This window comes from Rathayibacter sp. VKM Ac-2759 (assembly GCF_009834225.1).
In the GTDB taxonomy this organism is placed as follows: Bacteria; Actinomycetota; Actinomycetes; order Actinomycetales; family Microbacteriaceae; genus Rathayibacter.
Map to the genome: position 1 here is coordinate 146,465 of NZ_CP047176.1, position 16,649 is coordinate 163,113.

The following is a 16,649-nucleotide window of genomic DNA, read 5'->3' on the forward strand; positions in this document are numbered from 1 at the left end:
CCCCGCCGCTACGGCCGCCCCGGCACCGCGATCCCGTGCTCGTAGGCGAAGACGACGGCCTGGATGCGGTCGCGGACCCGCAGCTTCATCAGGATCTTCGAGACGTGCGTCTTCACCGTCGCCTCGCCGACGAACAGCTCGGCGGCGATCTCGGCGTTCGACGAGCCGCGCGCCAGGTGCACCAGGACCTCGCGCTCGCGGTCGGTCAGCTCGGCGATGCCCGGATGATCGGGGGTCTGCCGCGCGGGATCCGCGGCGAAGCGCTCGAGCACCCGGCGCGTCACGTCAGGCGCCAGCATCGCGTCGCCCCGTGCCACGACCTGGACGGCCTCGACCAGATCCTCCGGTGACGCGTTCTTGAGGAGGAACCCGCTCGCTCCCGCCGAGAGCGCGTCGAAGAGGTAGTCGTCGCGGTCGAAGGTCGTGAGGATCAGCACGCTCGAGCACAGGCGCGGATCCTCGACGATCACGCGGGTCGCGGCGAGCCCGTCCATGCCCGGCATCTGGACGTCCATGCAGATGACGTCGGGGCAGAGCTCGGCGGCCCGCTCGATCGCCTCGTGGCCGGTGCGCGCCTCTCCGACGATGACGATGCCCGGCTCCGACTCGAGGATGATGCGGAAGCCTGCGCGGACGAGCTCCTGGTCGTCCACCAGCAGGACACGGATGTCGTCGGTCATGCGCGGCCCCCGCTCGCTCGATCAGGGCGCCCCCAGGACGCCCCGGACGACGCTACCGGCTCGGCCGCGTCCTCAGGACCGCCGTCGCGGACCGGGGCCAGCGGCACGTGCGCGCGCACGAGGTAGCCGCCGTCGCGGGGGCCGGTCTCGACCCAGCCGCCGACGGCCGCGGCGCGCTCGCGCATGCCGGTCTGCCCGAGTCCGCACGAGGCGGGGGCGGTCGGATGAGGTCCCGTGCCGCCGTCGTCGGCCACCTCGAGCACGACCGCGTCGGGGAGGTAGCGCAGGCGCACCTCGGCGTGCGCGCCGGGGCCGGCGTGCTTGCGGACGTTCGTCAGCGACTCCTGCGCGATCCGGTACAGGCTCAGACCCGCCGTCGCCGGGATCTCGCGCGCCTCGCCCGACTCCTGGAACACCGTGGGCAGCCCGGAGCCGGTGGAGGCGGCGACGAGGTCCTCGAGCTGCGCGACGCCCCGGGTCGAGGCGGAGTCGGTCAGCGGGTGCGCGGTGACCTCCTCGGCGCGCAGGGCCACGAGGATGCGGTGCAGCTCGTCGATCGCCGAGCGCGCGTCGTTCTCGATCGCGCTGAGCGAGCGCGCGGCCTTCTCGGGGTCGCGCGCCAGTACGCGGCGGGCGGCGCCGGCCTGCACGCCCATCACGCTGACGTGGTGGGCGACGACGTCGTGCAGCTCGCGCGCGATGCGCAGCCGCTCCGAGGTCACGGCCTGCCGCGAGGAGCGCTCCCGCTCGTCGTCGAGCTCGGCCGTGCGCGACTCGAGGGCTTCGAGCCGCCGCGCCGACTGCCAGGACGCCTCGCCGAAGACGTAGGCGCTGCCGAAGTAGAGCAGGTTCACCAGCAGCGCCAGCGCCGACTCCGCCATGTACGGCGAGAGCAGGCCGGCGGAGTCGGTCGAGGGGAGGGCGCGCCCCATCCAGTCGCCGGTCACGAGCGAGGTGACCAGCCAGCCGAGCATCGCCACCGCGATGAGCACCCGCACCAGCAGGGCGACGCGACGGTCGCGCCCCCAGGCGCCCACGGTGTAGATCGCGAGGAACAGGCAGATCTGGTTGAACAGCGACTCCGGCACCTGCAGCACGAGCCCCAGGGTGTAGACGACGGCGAGCAGGAGCGCGACGGTCGCCGGGAACCGCCTCCGCAGCGCCAGCGGCAGCGTCATCGCGACGCTCCACAGGCCACTGACCAGGGGGTGCGCGGCGTCCGGGAAGCCGGCCGAGGTGTACAGGGCGACGGAGGCGAGGGTCGCCACGAGCAGGACGCCCGCGCCGATCGCATCGCGCACGTGGTTCGTCCGCGACGGCGGACGCCGCGCCCAGCCCGCGGCGAACGGGTCGACGACGGCTTGACGGGACATGGTGTCCACGCTATCCGACGTCCGTCGGCGTGCCCTCGGCGGTCGTCGTGGGGCGTAACCCGGCCGCAGGCCGCTCCTTCGACCGGCTGCCCGGACCTCAGTCGCGCCCGGTGATCCCCGCCGTCGACGCGATGGCGTCGGTCATCTTCCTGCCGAGCGCCTCGTAGAACATCGACAGCGGGAACTCGTCGTCGAGCACCGCGTCCGTCAGCCCGCGCGGCGGTCCGAGCAGCACCTCGTCGGGCAGTCCGCGCGCCCAGGCCGACGCCGGGTGCGGGGTCAGCACGGAGGCGATCAGGGCGTGCGCCGCCAGCCAGTGCGCCGTCTTCGGCCGGTCGATCGACCGCCAGTACAGCTCGTCGATCGCGTCCGAGAGGGCGACGACCACATCGGCCACTCCGTCCCACTCGAAGGCGAGGCGGGTGTCGGTCCAGTGCAGCACGCGGTGCTGGTGCAGCCAGGCGAAGAGCAGCTGACCGCCGAGGCCGTCGTAGTTGCGCACGCGCGACCCCGTGAGCGGGAACCGGAAGAGGCGGTCGAAGAGGATCGCGTACTGCACGAAGCGCGAGCGCTCGGCGAGCGCCTCCTCCTCCGCACTGGGCCCCTCGATCCGCGCGAGTCTCCGCTCGATCGCGACCGCCTCGCGGAACGCCGTCAGGTCGCAGCGCAGCTCCTCGAGCGAGTAGAGGAAGAACGGCATCCGCTGCTTGATCATGAACGGGTCGAACGGCAGATCGCCGCGCATGTGGGTGCGGTCGTGGATGAGGTCCCACATCACGAACGACTCCTCGGCGAGGCGCTGGTCGGCGAGGAGGCGCTGGGCGTCCTCGGGCAGCTCGAGACGGGTGATGCCCGCGGCAGCGGTGACGACGCGGCGGAACCGCGCGGCCTCGCGGTCGGCGAAGATCGCGCCCCACGTGAAGGTGGGGACGGCGCGCATCGCGACCGTCTCGGGGAAGAGCACCGCGCTGTCGGTGTCGTAGCCGGCGGTGAAGTCGACGAAGCGCACCGGCACGAACAGGGCGTTCGAGTAGTCGCCGGCCTCGAGCTCGGCCACGAACCGGGGCCAGACGACCTCGACGAGGACCGCCTCGACGTGCCGGTCGCGGCTGCCGTTCTGCGTGTACATCGGGAAGACGACGAGGTGGCGCCGGCCGTCGACACGGTCGAGCTGGGGCTGGAACGCCTGCAGCGAGTCGAGGAAGTCGGGGATCCCGACGCCGTCGCGGCTCCAGCGCTCGAGGTCGACGACGAGGGCGGCGAGGTAGGCGGAGTCGTGCGGGAACGCGGGAGCGAGGGTCTCGACGGCTCGGACGATCCGCTCGATCCCGGCGCGCGCCTCCGGCAGGCGCTCGGGGTCGGCCAGCGAGCCGTCCTGCGCCTGCAGCTCCTGCAGCGCGGTGGCCGCGGCCTTGAGGTCCTGCCAGGCGGAGGAGGTCTCGATGCGGTCCTCGACGACCTCGGGTTCTCCGACGACGGTGCTCTGCACGAATTGCGACATGGTGATCCTCCTCACGGTCCCATTGCCCAGTGGAACGGGTCGGATACGACCCGACTCCGAGCGTAGGGCGGCCTGCACGCGCTTTTCTTGCGTCCGACCGGAGCGATGCGGCGCGCTCGGCCTCGAACACGCAGTACATCGCGCAGCCAGGGCTTTCGCAGCTACGTACCCCCCTTCCGGGGCTACATTCGTCAAAGCCCTCGGCGGCCCGCGGTGACGGGACGAGGATGGGGCGACATCGAGGCCGCATCCCGAGTGCGGCCGACCGATCGACCGGCCCCTCCGGATCACCTGGCGGAGCGGACCGGGCGACGAGCCATCCTGAGAGAGAGGATCGGAGCGCGTGACGGGACCCGAACCCGGAAGCGACCACAGAACAGTCAGCATCGATCAGCAGTCCGAGACCCTCCACCTCCTGCCCTGGCCGCAGGTGGACAGCACTGCACTGCGCGGCATGGCCGCGGGACTCGAGACGGACGGCGACCTCCTCCTCCAGCACGACCGCTACCTGCGCGGTTGGGCGGAGGGGACGGAGTTCTTCTACGCGATCATGCTCGGCGGACGGTGCGTCGGCTCCCTCGGCTATTGGTACGGCCACTCTCGCGGCGTACTCGCCTACGAGACCGCCTGGACGCTCGCCCCCGCGGCGAGAGAGCGCGGAGTCGCGGCGCGAGCGCTGCGACTGCTGCTCGCCGAGGCGGCGGCGTTCCCCGTGCCCCGCTTCGTGCACGCCTACGTCCGCACCGAGGACGCTCTCGACAGCGCGCTCTGCGTCGAGGTGGGCTTCGACCGCGTCGATGTGATCGAGCAGGGCGAGCCTCCTCACCTCTACGCCGACTGGGCGTTCGATCTGGCGGCGGTGGCCTAGGAGCCGCCCTCCCCTCCGGATGCCGCGGTGCGAGCGGATGCCTCGCGCCACGGCCGATCCGGCTGCCGGTCCGCTCCTACCATCTGTGTATGGGTTCCGGACGGTGGGAGCCCGCAGGGCGGGGTGCGGCACCGACCAGTGCGGGGAGGCTGCGCGCATCGACGACCGCTGCGGGGAGGCCCCGCCGTCGCGTCGGGGACGCGCGCCGGGCCCGGGTCCGTCGCGGTCCGGGCCAGGTGGCCTGCGCCGTGATCGGTCTCGCCCTGGCGGTCCTCCTGGGCCGCTGCGGCGGGGTGGGCCCGCTCCCGTCGACGGTCGAGGGGAGCGTCCACGGCCCGTGGTCGTCGGAGGTGCTCACCGCCTGCGTCGCCGAGGGCACGGCACCGCCCGATCGCCGCACGGCCGGCCGGCCGGAGCCGAGCGGCGAGCGGCTCCTCCGCCGGTCCGGGACCTGCTGAGTCCGGGATCAGAGCCCGTGCTCGGCCAGCCACGGCCGCAGCACGGCGAGGAACTCCGCGGGCAGCTCGACGCTCGGGAGGTGCGCCGCCGTGCGGAAGATCGTGCTGTCGGCTCCCGGGATCGCCGTCGCGAGGTACTCGTGGACGGGGAACGACTCCGAGACGTCGTACGCCCCCACCACGACGAGCGTCGGCACCGCGATGTCGACGACGCGGTCGTACGCGGGCGGGTCGAGGTCGATCGTCGTCGGCTTCTCGTGCTCGTGACCGCGGCTGCCCGTCGCGAGCTCGCGCACGGTCTCGACGAAGGCCGGATCGAGCGACTCGGCCGACCGCTCCGGCCCGAAGGCCCACAGCTCCGCCTCCATCCGCGCCACGCGCTCGTGATCGCCGGTCCTCAGGACCCGGTCGATCTCGTCGAAGCGGCGGTCCTCCTCCTCCGTCGGATCGGGGTAGGGGAAGCCGTCGACGCCGGGCGCGATCGCGACGAGGCCCGAGACCCGATCGGGGTGCGCGATCGTCAGGTCGAGCGCCAGGGAGCCGCCGCGCGAGCAGCCGATGACGGTCGCGCGCTCGACACCGAGGTGATCGAGGACCGCGAGGGCGTCGGCCCGCGCGTCGAACTCCACGCTCTCGCTCGTGGTGCCGCCGAAGCCGCGGGAGTCGTAGCGGATGACCTGGTGGTCCTCGGCGAGGGAGGGGACGAGCGGATCCCACATCCGCAGATCGGCGATGCCCGCGTGCACGAGCAGCAGGGCGGGCGCGGAGGCGTGGCCGTCCGCCTCCCAGTGGAGGCTCGCGCCGGGGACCTCGAGATGCGGCATGGGGTCACGGTAGGCCCGGTCTCCGGTGGGTGCAACGGCGGACCCTAGGCTGGTCACCGCCGGATCGACCGAGGAGGACGCCCTGGAAGGAGTGCTCACCGGTTTCTCGATCATCGGGGTGGTCATCGCGGTCGGCTACCTGATCGCCCGGTTCGGCCTCGTGCCTCCGGAGGGGCGCGCCGTGCTGTCGCGCATCGCCTTCTTCGTCACCACCCCGGCCCTGCTCTTCACGGTGCTCGCGAAGGCCGACGTGTCGGTGCTGTTCTCCTCCTTCCTCCTGGTCTCGCTCTGCTCGGTCGCGCTCGTCGCCGCGCTCTACGTGCTCGCCTCGCGGCTGTTCTTCCGTCGGCCGGTGCCGGAGACCGTGATCGGCACCGCCTCCTCGGCCTACGTCAACGCCAACAACATCGGCCTGCCCGTCGCGATCTACGTCCTCGGCGATCCGCAGTGGGTCGCGCCGACCCTGCTCCTGCAGCTGCTCGTGCTGGCGCCGACGGTCCTCACGGTGCTCGACATCTCGACGAGCGGGCGGACCTCGGTGGGCTCGATCCTGACCCAGCCACTCCGGAACCCGATGATCATCGCCTCCGCGCTGGGGCTGCTGGTCGCGGTGACCGGGGTGCAGCTGCCCGCGCCGGTGCTCGAGCCGTTCTCGATCATCGGCAACGCGTCGATCCCCCTGGTGCTGATGGCGTTCGGGATGTCGCTGCGCGGCCAGCGCCCGCTGGAGGCGGGACCGGCGAGGATCGAGGTCGTCGTCGCCTCGACGCTCAAGGCGCTGGTCATGCCGGCGGCCGCGTTCCTGCTGGGGCGGTTCGCCTTCCAGCTCGACGCCGAGCACCTCTTCGCGGTCACCGTGACGGCCGCTCTGCCGACGGCGCAGAACATCTTCAACTTCGCCTCCCGCTACGACCGGGGCATCGCCGTCGCCCGCGACACAGCCCTGGTGACCACGATCGCGGCCGTGCCGGTGCTGATCGCGGTGTCGCTCCTCCTGGGGTGACGGCCGCGGCGCCGGGACCGCGCCACCGCGGGGCTGGTCGCTTAGGCTCTCTCGAATGAGCACCACGACGACCTCCTCTCGCCGCGCCTCCGGATCGCCCCGCCGACGCCGCCGGGGCCTCTGGATCACGCTGACGATCCTGCTGGTCCTCGTGATCGGCGCGATCGTCGCGGTGTTCCTCGCCGTCCAGACCTACGACAAGGCGATGACGGTGCGCGCGAAGCTCACCTCGGCGATCCCGCTCGTCTCGCAGGTCGCCGATCAGCTCACGGGCTTCGACACGGCCGGAGCCGAGTCGACGGCCGGTCAGATCGCGCGCCTCACCGGCGAGGCGCGCGACCAGACCGACGACCCGGTGTGGCGCGTCATGGAGATCGTGCCGGTGCTCGGCCCGAACCTCTCGGCCGTCCGCGCCGCGACCGAGATCGCCGACGACGTCTCGGGCAAGATCGTCACCCCGCTCTCCTCCACCTCGCTCGACGTGCTGAAGCCCGTCGACGGGAGGGTCGATCTCGCGGCGATCACCGACCTCTCCGAGAAGATCACGGTCGCCAAGGGAGTGGTCGACGAGGCCGAGGCGCGGATCGACGGCATCGATCGGGGCGCGCTCGTGCCGCAGGTCGCCGACGCGCTCGACGCCTTCACCCCGCAGCTCGCGACGGCCACGAAGGCGATGGACCAGGTCGAGCCGCTCACGGCGATCCTCCCCGACGCCCTGGGTGCCAGCGGCCCGCGCAGCTACCTCGTGCTCTTCCAGAACCTCGCCGAGTCGCAGGCCCTCGGCGGTGGCGCCTCCTCGGTCATGCAGCTGAACGTCGACGGCGGTGCGATCTCGATCGGCGAGCAGCTCTCGAGCCAGGACTTCCGCGGCCTGCAGGCCGTCACGGTCGACCAGAGCGCGCTCGACACCTTCGGCGGCAACCTCGCGACGACCTTCAACGTCTCGACCAGCCGGCCCGACTTCCCCACCGCCTCCTCGATCGCCACGCAGTTCTGGGCGCAGAAGTACCCCGACCAGAAGATCGACGGAGTGATGGCGATCGACCCGGTCGCCCTGTCGTACCTCCTCGGCGCGACCGGCCCGGTCACGCTGACCGACGGCACCGAGCTGACGAGCGAGAACTCGGTGTCGATCCTGCTCAACAAGATCTACTTCCGCTATCCGGCGTCCACCGTCGCCGACGCGACGGACGCCTTCTTCTCGGAGGCGAGCGCGACCATCCTCGGCAGGATCCTCGGCGGCGACATGGAGCCCACGAAGATGCTCCCCGCCGTCGTGAAGGCCGTCGGCGAGAGCCGGATCCTCGCCTACAGCACCGACGCCGACGAGCAGGCCCTGCTCGCGCCGACCCCGATCGCGGGCATCCTCCCCACCGACAACGCCGACACCACGACGACCGGAGTGTTCTTCCAGGACGCGTCCATCGGCTCGAAGATGGACTACTACCTCGACACCGCGGTGACGCAGTCGAGCGCGAACCGCTGCGCCGCCTCCGGAGCGACCTTCTCGACGCAGGTCACGCTGACGAACACGATCAGCGAGAAGGTGGCGGCGACCCTGCCGCCCTACGTCGCGGCGAACGGCGGACGCGGCAGCATCCCGCTCGGCGACTTCGTCACGAACGTGTACGTCTACGGGCCTCCCGGGACGACGGTCTCCGGCAGCTCCTGGGCGGGCGGCATCGGCGTCCCGGTCGCGAACACGGACGACCTCGGGCGCCCCGTCGCCAAGGTCGCGGTGCAGCTCGCTCCCGGCCAGTCCGACACCGTCACCGTGACCTTCACGGCAGGCTCGACCACCGGTTTCGGCGAGCAGGCCCTGCGCGTCACTCCGATGATCAACAAGACCGATGTGACGCTCGCGGACGACCCGAGCTGCGCCGGCTGACCCCGCGGGGCCGGGCGCGACGCGTCAGACCAGCGCGGAGCCCGGGATCGAGCTCGTGACGAGCCACGACGCGAGGAACGCCGTGCCGATGCACAGCGCGAACGCGACGATCGGGATCCAGAAGACGCGCCGCCCCACGAGGTAGCGCACGATCGTCACGCCGACGGCGATCAGCGTCAGGAGCGGCGGGCCGATCAGCGCGATCGAGACGCCCCAGTCGATCCGGTCGAAGTCGCAGGCGATGTTCCGACCCTCGCACTGCGCGGGGAACACGGCGAGGATCGCCGCGAGGTAGCCGAGCACGACGCAGAGCAGCCCGAGAGCGAGGCAGCCGAGGATCGAGAGCACGAGATCCCAGCGGCGGCGGAGCGGGCGCCCGGCCTCGAAGGTCTCGCGGACCGAGCGGTACGCCTCCGTGCGGAGCTCGTCGTGCTCGCGAGACACGACCGGCCGGCCCGCCGGACGCGCGGCGGCGTTCGCCCGCTTCTTCTTCGACGACGCCATGGTCAGAAGATCATCGGGCGGTCGTCGTCGAGCGTCGTCTCGAGGTCGAGATCGACCACGACGGGCACGTGGTCGCTCGGTGCGTCGCCCTTGCGCTCGTCGCGGTGGATGGAGGCGCCCGTCACGAGCTCGCCGAACGCGTGCGAGCCGAGCACGAAGTCGATCCGCAGGCCCTCGTTGCGCGGGAAGCGCAGCTGCTTGTAGTCCCAGTAGGTGTAGCCGTCGGGGACCAGCGGGCGCACCACGTCGTGCAGGCCGGCGCCCTCGAACGCGGCGAACGCGGCGCGCTCCTCGGGCGAGACGTGCGTGGAGCCCGGGCCGAGCGTCGGGTCGCCGACATCGCTGTCGAGCGGAGCGACGTTCCAGTCGCCCACGAGCGCGAGCGGCAGGTCGGGCTCGGCCGCGAGCCACTCGCGCGTGCTCGCCTCGAGCGCCGCGAACCACTCGAGCTTGTAGAACCAGTGCGGATCACCGACCGCTCGGCCGTTGGGAACGTAGAGGCTCCAGATCCGGACGCCGTCGACGGTCGCGCCGATCGCCCGGGCCTCGAGCGGGAAGGAGCCGTCGGCCGCGGCCTCCTTCGCGAATCCGGGCATGCCCGGGAAGCCGACGGCGACGTCCTCCATCGGGAGGCGGGAGGCGATGCCGACGCCGTTCCACTGGCTGAGGCCGACCATCTCGACGTGGTAGCCGGCGGCGGCGAACGCCTCGTGCGGGAACTGCTCGGGCTTGCACTTGAGCTCCTGCATCGCCAGGACGTCGATGTCCTCCCGCACCAGCCAGTCGACGACGCGCCCCGTGCGGGCGCGGATGGAGTTCACGTTCCAGGTGGCGATGCGCATCCTGCGAGTGTAGGAGCCGCCGCCGACACGTTCGCCGAGGCCACGATCAGCCGGGCGGCGGATTGCGCTTCCCGTGTCGGTGGTCGATGGTTGTCTTGGGCCGTCCTCGAACGGCCCGTCCTCCCGCGCCGCTCGACCCGCACCGCCGGTCCCGGTCGTCCCGTGCGAGCCGCTCCCGGCTGCCCCCTCCCCGCTCCGCTCCTGACCGGAGGACTCCATGATCCTGCTCCGTCTCGCGGCGTCGTACGCGAAGCCCTACACCCGCTGGGTGGTCGCGGTCGTCGTGCTGCAGCTCGTCTCGACGCTGGCCGCGCTCTACCTCCCGAGCCTCAACGCCGAGATCATCGACCAGGGCATCGGCCGGGGCGACACCGACTTCATCTGGGCGACGGGCGCGACCATGCTCGGCGTCTGCCTGGTCCAGGTCGTCGCCGCGATCGGAGGCGTCTACTTCGGCGCCCGCACCGCGATGGCGGTCGGCCGCGATCTGCGCCGCGACGTCTACCGCCGGGTCGACTCGCTCAGCGGGCTCGAGGTGGGCGGCTTCGGCACGGCCACGCTCATCACCCGCGGCACGAACGACGTGCAGCAGGTGCAGATGCTCGTGCTGATGACCCTCAACTTCATGGTGTCCGCCCCGATCATGTGCGTCGGAGGCATCGTCTTCGCCCTGCGGGAGGACGCGGGGCTCTCGTGGCTGGTCTGGGTCTCGGTCCCGCTCCTCTTCGTCGTCGTCGGGGTCCTCGTCTTCCTGCTCCTGCCGCTCTTCCGCCTCATGCAGGACCGCATCGACGGCATCAACAGCGTGCTGCGCGAGCAGATCACGGGCATCCGCGTCGTGCGGGCGTTCGTCCGCGAGCCCTTCGAGTCGGAGCGGTACCGCCGCGCCAACGCGGCGATCACCGAGGTGTCGATCAAGGTCGGCAACATCTTCGTGCTGATGTTCCCGGCGATCATGATGATCCTGCACCTCGCGACCGCGGCGGTCCTCTGGTTCGGCGGGCAGCGCGTCGAGGCCGGTCAGATGCAGGTCGGCTCGCTCACGGCCTTCCTGCAGTACCTCCTGCAGATCCTCACCGCGGTGATGATGGGCGTCTTCATGGTGATGATGATCCCGCGCGCCGTCGTCTGCGCCGAGCGGATCCAGGAGGTGCTCGACGCCCGCACCAGCCTCACGACCCCGGCCGGTGGAGCGGTGACGCCGACGGTCGGCCGCGTCGAGTTCTCGGGGGTCACCTTCGGCTACCCGGGCGCCGAGCGGCCCGTCCTCTCGGGGGTCGACCTGGTGGCCGAGCCCGGCCGCACGACCGCCATCGTCGGGTCGACCGGTGCCGGCAAGACCACCCTCCTCGGTCTCGTCCCGCGCCTGTTCGACCCGCAGGAGGGCTCCGTCGCCATCGACGGCGTCCCCGTGTCCTCCCTCGACCGCGCGCAGCTCGCCTCCGTGATCGGGCTCGTCCCGCAGCGGCCCTACCTCTTCTCGGGCACCATCGCCTCCAACCTCCGCTTCGGCCGGCCCGATGCGACAGACGCCGAGCTGTGGGAGGCGCTGCGCATCGCGCAGGGCGAGGACTTCGTGCGGGCCAAGGAGCGGGGGCTCGACGAGCCGGTGTCGCAGGGCGGCACGAACGTCTCGGGCGGTCAGCGGCAGCGGCTCTGCATCGCGCGGGCGCTCGTCGCCCGGCCCCGGGTCTTCCTCTTCGACGATTCGTTCTCGGCGCTCGACGTCGCGACCGATGCGCGGCTGCGCGAGTCCCTCGCCGACGCCACCACCGACGCGACCGTCATCATCGTCGCCCAGCGGGTGTCGACCATCCGGCACGCCGACAGCATCGTCGTGCTCGACGCCGGCCGGATCGTCGGGCGCGGCACGCACGACGAACTCCTCGAGACGAACGCGACCTACCGCGAGATCGTCGAATCCCAGCTGAGCGTGGAAGGGGTGGCCTGAGATGGCACGCGTACGCGACACCGTCGCCGAGAAGCCCGCCGAGCCGGAGCCGCTCGAGCCCGGGTTCGAGCCCGGCGAGGCCGACGGCGGCATGTTCGGCGACGGCCCGCCCGCCCGCAAGGCGCAGCACTTCTGGCCGTCCGCGAAGCGGCTCTTCGCCCTCCTCGGCCCCGAGCGGGCCCGGATGATCGTCGTGGTCGCCCTGGTCTCCGCCTCGGTGGTGCTCACCGTCATCGCCCCGAAGATCCTCGGGCAGGCGATGGACACCATCTTCAACGGCGTCATCGGCGCGCAGCTCCCGGCCGGGGTCCCGCTCGAGCAGATCATCGAGCAGCAGCGGGCGTCGGGCAACGGCACCTTCGCCGACATGCTCTCGAAGACCGACATCGTCCCCGGTCAGGGCATCGACTTCGTCGTGCTCGGGCGCCTCATCATCATCGTGCTCCTGATGTACGTCGTCGCCTCCGTCCTGATGTGGGCGCAGGGGTTCATCCTCAACGGGCTCGTGATGCGCGTCGTCTACGGGCTCCGCCAGGACATCGAGGGCAAGCTCAACCGTCTCCCGCTGCGCTACTTCGACACCCGCCAGCGCGGCGACGTGATGTCGCGCGTCACGAACGACGTCGACAACATCCAGACGGCGCTCCAGCAGGCGTTCTCGCAGCTCGTGCAGTCGGTCCTGACGATCATCGGCATCGCGGCGATGATGTTCATCGTCTCGTGGCAGCTCGCGCTCATCGCGCTGATCTCGATCCCGCTCTCGGGAGTGATCGCCGGAGTCATCGGCGCCCGCTCGCAGAAGCTCTTCGCCGCGCAGTGGAAGAACACCGGAGCGCTCAACGGCCACATCGAGGAGACGTTCTCGGGGCTCGAGATCGTCCGCGCCTTCGGCCGCGACCGCGAGATGCTCGAGGAGTTCGACCGCCGCAACGACAGCCTCTACAGCGCCTCCTTGGGCGCGCAGTTCGTCTCGGGCATGATCATGCCCGCGATGACCTTCGTCTCCTACCTGTCCTACGTGCTCATCGCGGTCGTGGGCGGGCTGCGGGTCGCCTCCGGTCAGCTGACCCTCGGCGACGCGACGGCCTTCATCCAGTACTCGCGCGAGTTCACCCAGCCCGTCACGCAGCTCGCCAGCATGGCCAACATGCTGCAGTCGGGCGTGGCCTCGGCCGAGCGCACGTTCGAGCTGCTCGACGCCGACGAGCAGGACCCCGAGACCGCCACGGAGTCGCTCCCCGAGCGCACCGACGGCCACGTCGAGTTCCAGGACGTCTCGTTCTCGTACGACCCCGAGCAGCCGCTCATCGAGGGCCTCTCGTTCTCGGCGCAGCCCGGCCAGACCGTCGCGATCGTCGGCCCGACCGGTGCCGGCAAGACGACGCTGGTCAATCTGGTGATGCGCTTCTACGAGCTCACCGGCGGCCGCATCCTCCTCGACGGGGTCGACATCACCCGCCTCGCCCGCGGCGATCTGCGCTCGCGCGTGGGGATGGTGCTGCAGGACGCGTGGCTATTCCAGGGGACGATCCGCGAGAACATCCGCTACGGCCGTCTCGACGCCACCGACGACGAGATCATCGAGGCCGCCCGCGCCACGATGGTCGACCGCTTCGTGCAGCAGCTCCCCGAGGGCTACGACACGGTGCTCGACGCCGACGGCGGCAGCGTCTCGGCCGGTGAGCGCCAGCTGATCACGATCGCCCGCGCGTTCCTCGCCAACCCGTCGCTGCTGATCCTCGACGAGGCGACGTCGTCGGTCGACACCCGCACCGAGCTCCTCGTGCAGCACGCGATGAACGCGCTGCGCACCGACCGGACCTCGTTCGTCATCGCGCACCGCCTCTCGACGATCCGCGACGCCGACACGATCCTCGTCATGGAGTCGGGCCGCATCGTCGAGCAGGGCGCCCACGAGGCGCTCCTCGAGCGCCGCGGCGCCTACTACGACCTCTACATGACGCAGTTCCGCGGCGGAGGCGACGAGGCGGGCGGCGCGGCCGCATCAGCGGGCCTTCCCGGCGCGGTGGAGACCGCACCCTAGAGTAGGGGCGTGAACGACGCACGCCAGCAGCTCATCGAGTACATCGGCTCCGACGCCGTCTTCCACGGGGACTTCACCCTGACGAGCGGCAAGAAGGCGAGCTACTACGTCGACCTGCGACGCGTGAGCCTCGACCACCGGGTCGCTCCGCTGATCGGCCAGGTCATGCTCGACCTCATCGCGCCGATCGAGAACGTCGACGCGGTCGGGGGCCTGACCATGGGAGCCGATCCGATCGCCTCCGCGATCCTGCACCAGGGCGTCGCGCGCGGCCTCGCGTACGACGCGTTCGTCGTGCGCAAGGAGCCGAAGGACCACGGCCGCGGCCGCCAGGTCGAGGGCCCGGATCTCGCGGGTAAGCGCGTCGTCGTCGTCGAGGACACCTCCACCACCGGCGGCTCCCCCCTCGCGGCCATCGAGGCGCTCCTCAAGGTCGGTGCCGAGATCGCCGGAGTCGCGGTCGTCGTCGATCGCGCCACCGGAGCGCGGGAGATCATCGAGGGTGCCGGGTACCCCTACTTCGCCGCGATCGGGCTGGCCGACCTCGGCCTGAGCTGATGGTCGACGAGCGCGGTCGCGAGGGCGGCGAGGGCGGGGGAGCGGAGCGCCCCCAGGAACCCGGGCGATCGGCCGGCGGGAGCGACTGGCTCCTGCAGCAGCTCAGCGACGGCCGCCTGAAGAGCATCTTCGACGCGCCGCGGAAGCGGCCGGGGCAACCGCTCACGCCCGCCGCCGAGGAGGCGGGTGAGGTCGGCCCGGAGGCGGAGACCGCGCCTGTCGACCCCGAGGCTCCCGCACGCGGGGACGAGACGCCGGAGGTCCCGGACGGCGCCGACTCCGACACCGGCAGCGATAGCGACGTCGACTCCGACAGCGTCGCCGACTCCGAGGCCGAGCAGCCCGCGGCGCCGGGGACCCGGCCCGTCGCCTCCGCGACGTGGCCGGCCGAGCCGCTCCGCGTCGACCCCGCACCGTCCGTCGACGCGGCGTCGAGGGAGTCGATCGCGACCCCCGAGCCCTCGGCCGAGTCGCCGAGCGCCGGTGCCCCGGCTCCGGAGGACACCGCTGATCGGCCCGAGCAGCCTCCAGCGGATCGCGCGCCGGCCCGCCCCGCGGACCTCGAGGGGTCGACACCTCCCGAGTCCGCGCCGCCCGCTCCCGAGTCCGCGCCGCCCGGTTCCGAGGACACGTCGCCGCGACCGGAGGACCCCTCGCCGTCGACTCCCGTCGCCGGTGACGCCGAGGCGCCGGCGGAGTCACCGCGCGCCGAGCGGCCCGCCGCGGCGTCCGCGCCCGCGGCTGTCGAGCCACGGCCCTCCGAGCCGGCACCCGTCGTCCCCGCCCCCGTGAACCCTGCTCCCGCCCAGTCCGCGCCCGTGGTCGCCCCTGCCGCTGCACCGCGTCCCCCGCTGCCGGCCGCGGAGCCCCCGCGGGATCTGCCGACGGCGCCCCCGCGTCTGCGCGCCGAGGCGCGACTCCGTGACGACCGTCCGGAGGGCGCGACGCCGCCCGCCCCGCGCGACCCGGCCGAGGCCGACGCCGCCTCCTCCGATGCCGTCTACCACTGGCCGGATCCGCGCGGCGGCTGGGACGCCGCTCCCGTCTGGGAGGACGTCGTGGCTCCGCGCGAGGAGCCGGACGACGACGGCGGCGATGAGGAGCTGTGGCGCGAGACCGCCGGCGTCTACGCCTGGAACCTCGAGCCGACCCTCGACGACGACGAGCCGGAGACCGTCGGGCACGAGTCCGACCCGGCGGGCGAGGCGCCCGCGACCGGATCCGACGCCCCGTTCCACACGGCGGCCGCCTCCGCCCACGTGAACGCCGCCGGCGCCAAGGAGCCGCGCCGGGGATCCCGCACCGAGAAGACGCGCACGCCGCGGGAGCCGGTCGCGCCGGCGGAGCCGCGTGCCCCCAAGGAGCCCCGCGCCGCGAAGGAGCCGCGCGCCGCGAAGGAGCCGCGCGCCGCGAAGGAGCCGCGCGCCGCGAAAGAGCCGCGTGCCGCCAAGGAGCCTCGCGCTCCGAAAGAGCCTCGTGCTCCCCGGGAGCCGCGCGTCTTCCGAGGCCCGCGCACCGCGACCACGTCGAGCGCCTCCCGCCCGTCTGCCGAGCGCACGGCCGGCCGTCGCCGCCTGCTGATCGGCCTGATCGCCGCGGGCGCCGTCATCGTGCTCGCCGCGCTCGTCGCCCTGGGCATCGCGGTCGGCTCGGCGGGTGGTGACTCCGACGGCGCCGCGGCACCCGTGCCCGCCACGACCGACTCCGCCACCGCATCGCCCGAGCCGTCCGCGACCCCGACCGCCGAGATCCCGACCGTGGGCCCGCTCCCGGCCGGCACCTGGGCGTGGAGCACCCTCCTCGGCGGCGAGTGCCTGCAGCCCTTCGACTCGGTGTGGGCCGAGGAGTTCACCGTCGTCGACTGCGCCACGGCGCACACCGCCGAGATGGTCGACACCGGTCAGCTGACCGACGCGGCCTTCCCCGGTCAGGAGGCGCTCGCCGTCTCGGTCGCCTCGATCTGCCAGGCCGAGGGAGTGGTCGACGTGACCGGAGCCGAGGCCTACGGCGACGTCCAGGTGTCGGGCGCGTTCCCGGTCACCCAGGAGCAGTGGGACGCGGGCGAGCGCAGCTACTACTGCTTCGTCGACCGAGCCGGCGGGGGCGAGCTGATCGGCTCGCTCGACGGGACGCCCTCCGCCTAGGGGTGCCGTCC

14 protein-coding genes are annotated in these 16,649 nt (G+C 72.3%); 8 read left to right on the plus strand and 6 right to left on the minus strand.

The genetic code is table 11. The features are described from left to right. Positions 1 to 8: 8 nt before the first annotated feature. The 3 genes from GSU68_RS00685 to GSU68_RS00695 all read right to left on the minus strand — a co-directional run bounded on the left by GSU68_RS00685 (position 9) and on the right by GSU68_RS00695 (position 3,554). Complete coding sequence (locus GSU68_RS00685; RefSeq protein WP_159905216.1) at positions 9 to 680, minus strand: response regulator transcription factor; 672 nt, start codon at positions 678 to 680, stop codon at positions 9 to 11. Beyond that, a complete protein-coding gene (locus GSU68_RS00690; protein WP_159905217.1) occupies positions 677 to 2,053 on the minus strand; it encodes a sensor histidine kinase in 1,377 nt (458 codons plus the stop codon). The genes GSU68_RS00685 and GSU68_RS00690 overlap by 4 nt, the downstream gene beginning before the upstream one ends. 97 nt (positions 2,054 to 2,150) lie before the next feature. Then, on the minus strand, positions 2,151 to 3,554 hold the full coding sequence (locus GSU68_RS00695) for a DUF6421 family protein (RefSeq protein WP_159905218.1): 1,404 nt from the start codon (positions 3,552 to 3,554) through the stop codon (positions 2,151 to 2,153). A gap of 343 nt (positions 3,555 to 3,897) precedes the next feature. On the opposite strand from GSU68_RS00695, the gene GSU68_RS00700 reads away from it, so the two are divergent. Then, entirely contained in the window at positions 3,898 to 4,422 is a 525-nt protein-coding gene (locus GSU68_RS00700) for a GNAT family N-acetyltransferase (protein ID WP_159905219.1), read from the plus strand. Between the two features lie 248 nt (positions 4,423 to 4,670). Next, positions 4,671 to 4,880: a hypothetical protein gene (locus GSU68_RS00705; protein ID WP_159905220.1), complete on the plus strand. Its 210-nt coding sequence runs from the start codon at positions 4,671 to 4,673 to the stop codon at positions 4,878 to 4,880. Positions 4,881 to 4,888: 8 nt separating this feature from the next. On the opposite strand, the gene GSU68_RS00710 is transcribed toward GSU68_RS00705, so the two are convergent. Beyond that, positions 4,889 to 5,704, minus strand: coding sequence for an alpha/beta fold hydrolase (locus GSU68_RS00710; protein WP_159905221.1), 816 nt, complete (start codon positions 5,702 to 5,704; stop codon positions 4,889 to 4,891). Between the two features lie 82 nt (positions 5,705 to 5,786). On the opposite strand from GSU68_RS00710, the gene GSU68_RS00715 reads away from it, so the two are divergent. Together GSU68_RS00715 and GSU68_RS00720 are read left to right on the plus strand one after the other, a co-directional pair. Further along, positions 5,787 to 6,707, plus strand: a complete 921-nt coding sequence (locus GSU68_RS00715; protein ID WP_159910068.1) for an AEC family transporter — start codon at positions 5,787 to 5,789, stop codon at positions 6,705 to 6,707. Between the two features lie 55 nt (positions 6,708 to 6,762). Further along, on the plus strand, positions 6,763 to 8,595 hold the full coding sequence (locus tag GSU68_RS00720) for a DUF4012 domain-containing protein (RefSeq protein ID WP_159905222.1): 1,833 nt from the start codon (positions 6,763 to 6,765) through the stop codon (positions 8,593 to 8,595). A gap of 24 nt (positions 8,596 to 8,619) precedes the next feature. Here the strand turns inward: GSU68_RS00720 and GSU68_RS00725 are convergent, their stop codons facing one another. Together GSU68_RS00725 and GSU68_RS00730 are read right to left on the minus strand one after the other, a co-directional pair. After that, positions 8,620 to 9,099 carry a hypothetical protein gene (locus GSU68_RS00725; RefSeq protein ID WP_159905223.1) on the minus strand — a complete coding sequence of 160 codons (480 nt, stop codon included), beginning with the start codon at positions 9,097 to 9,099 and terminating at the stop codon, positions 8,620 to 8,622. A 2-nt stretch (positions 9,100 to 9,101) separates the two neighbouring features. Then, positions 9,102 to 9,941 carry an exodeoxyribonuclease III gene (locus GSU68_RS00730; RefSeq protein ID WP_159905224.1) on the minus strand — a complete coding sequence of 280 codons (840 nt, stop codon included), beginning with the start codon at positions 9,939 to 9,941 and terminating at the stop codon, positions 9,102 to 9,104. Positions 9,942 to 10,158: 217 nt separating this feature from the next. Between GSU68_RS00730 and GSU68_RS00735 the strand changes: the two genes are divergently transcribed. The 4 genes from GSU68_RS00735 to GSU68_RS00750 all read left to right on the plus strand — a co-directional run bounded on the left by GSU68_RS00735 (position 10,159) and on the right by GSU68_RS00750 (position 16,638). Then, complete coding sequence (locus GSU68_RS00735) at positions 10,159 to 11,892, plus strand: ABC transporter ATP-binding protein (protein ID WP_159905225.1); 1,734 nt, start codon at positions 10,159 to 10,161, stop codon at positions 11,890 to 11,892. Positions 11,893 to 11,983: 91 nt separating this feature from the next. Continuing rightward, positions 11,984 to 13,936, plus strand: a complete 1,953-nt coding sequence (locus tag GSU68_RS00740) for an ABC transporter ATP-binding protein (protein WP_208544679.1) — start codon at positions 11,984 to 11,986, stop codon at positions 13,934 to 13,936. A 9-nt stretch (positions 13,937 to 13,945) separates the two neighbouring features. Then, on the plus strand, positions 13,946 to 14,494 hold the full coding sequence (gene pyrE / locus GSU68_RS00745; protein ID WP_159905227.1) for an orotate phosphoribosyltransferase: 549 nt from the start codon (positions 13,946 to 13,948) through the stop codon (positions 14,492 to 14,494). Then, complete coding sequence (locus GSU68_RS00750) at positions 14,494 to 16,638, plus strand: septum formation family protein (protein WP_159905228.1); 2,145 nt, start codon at positions 14,494 to 14,496, stop codon at positions 16,636 to 16,638. The genes pyrE and GSU68_RS00750 overlap by 1 nt, the downstream gene beginning before the upstream one ends. Positions 16,639 to 16,649 lie beyond the last annotated feature (11 nt).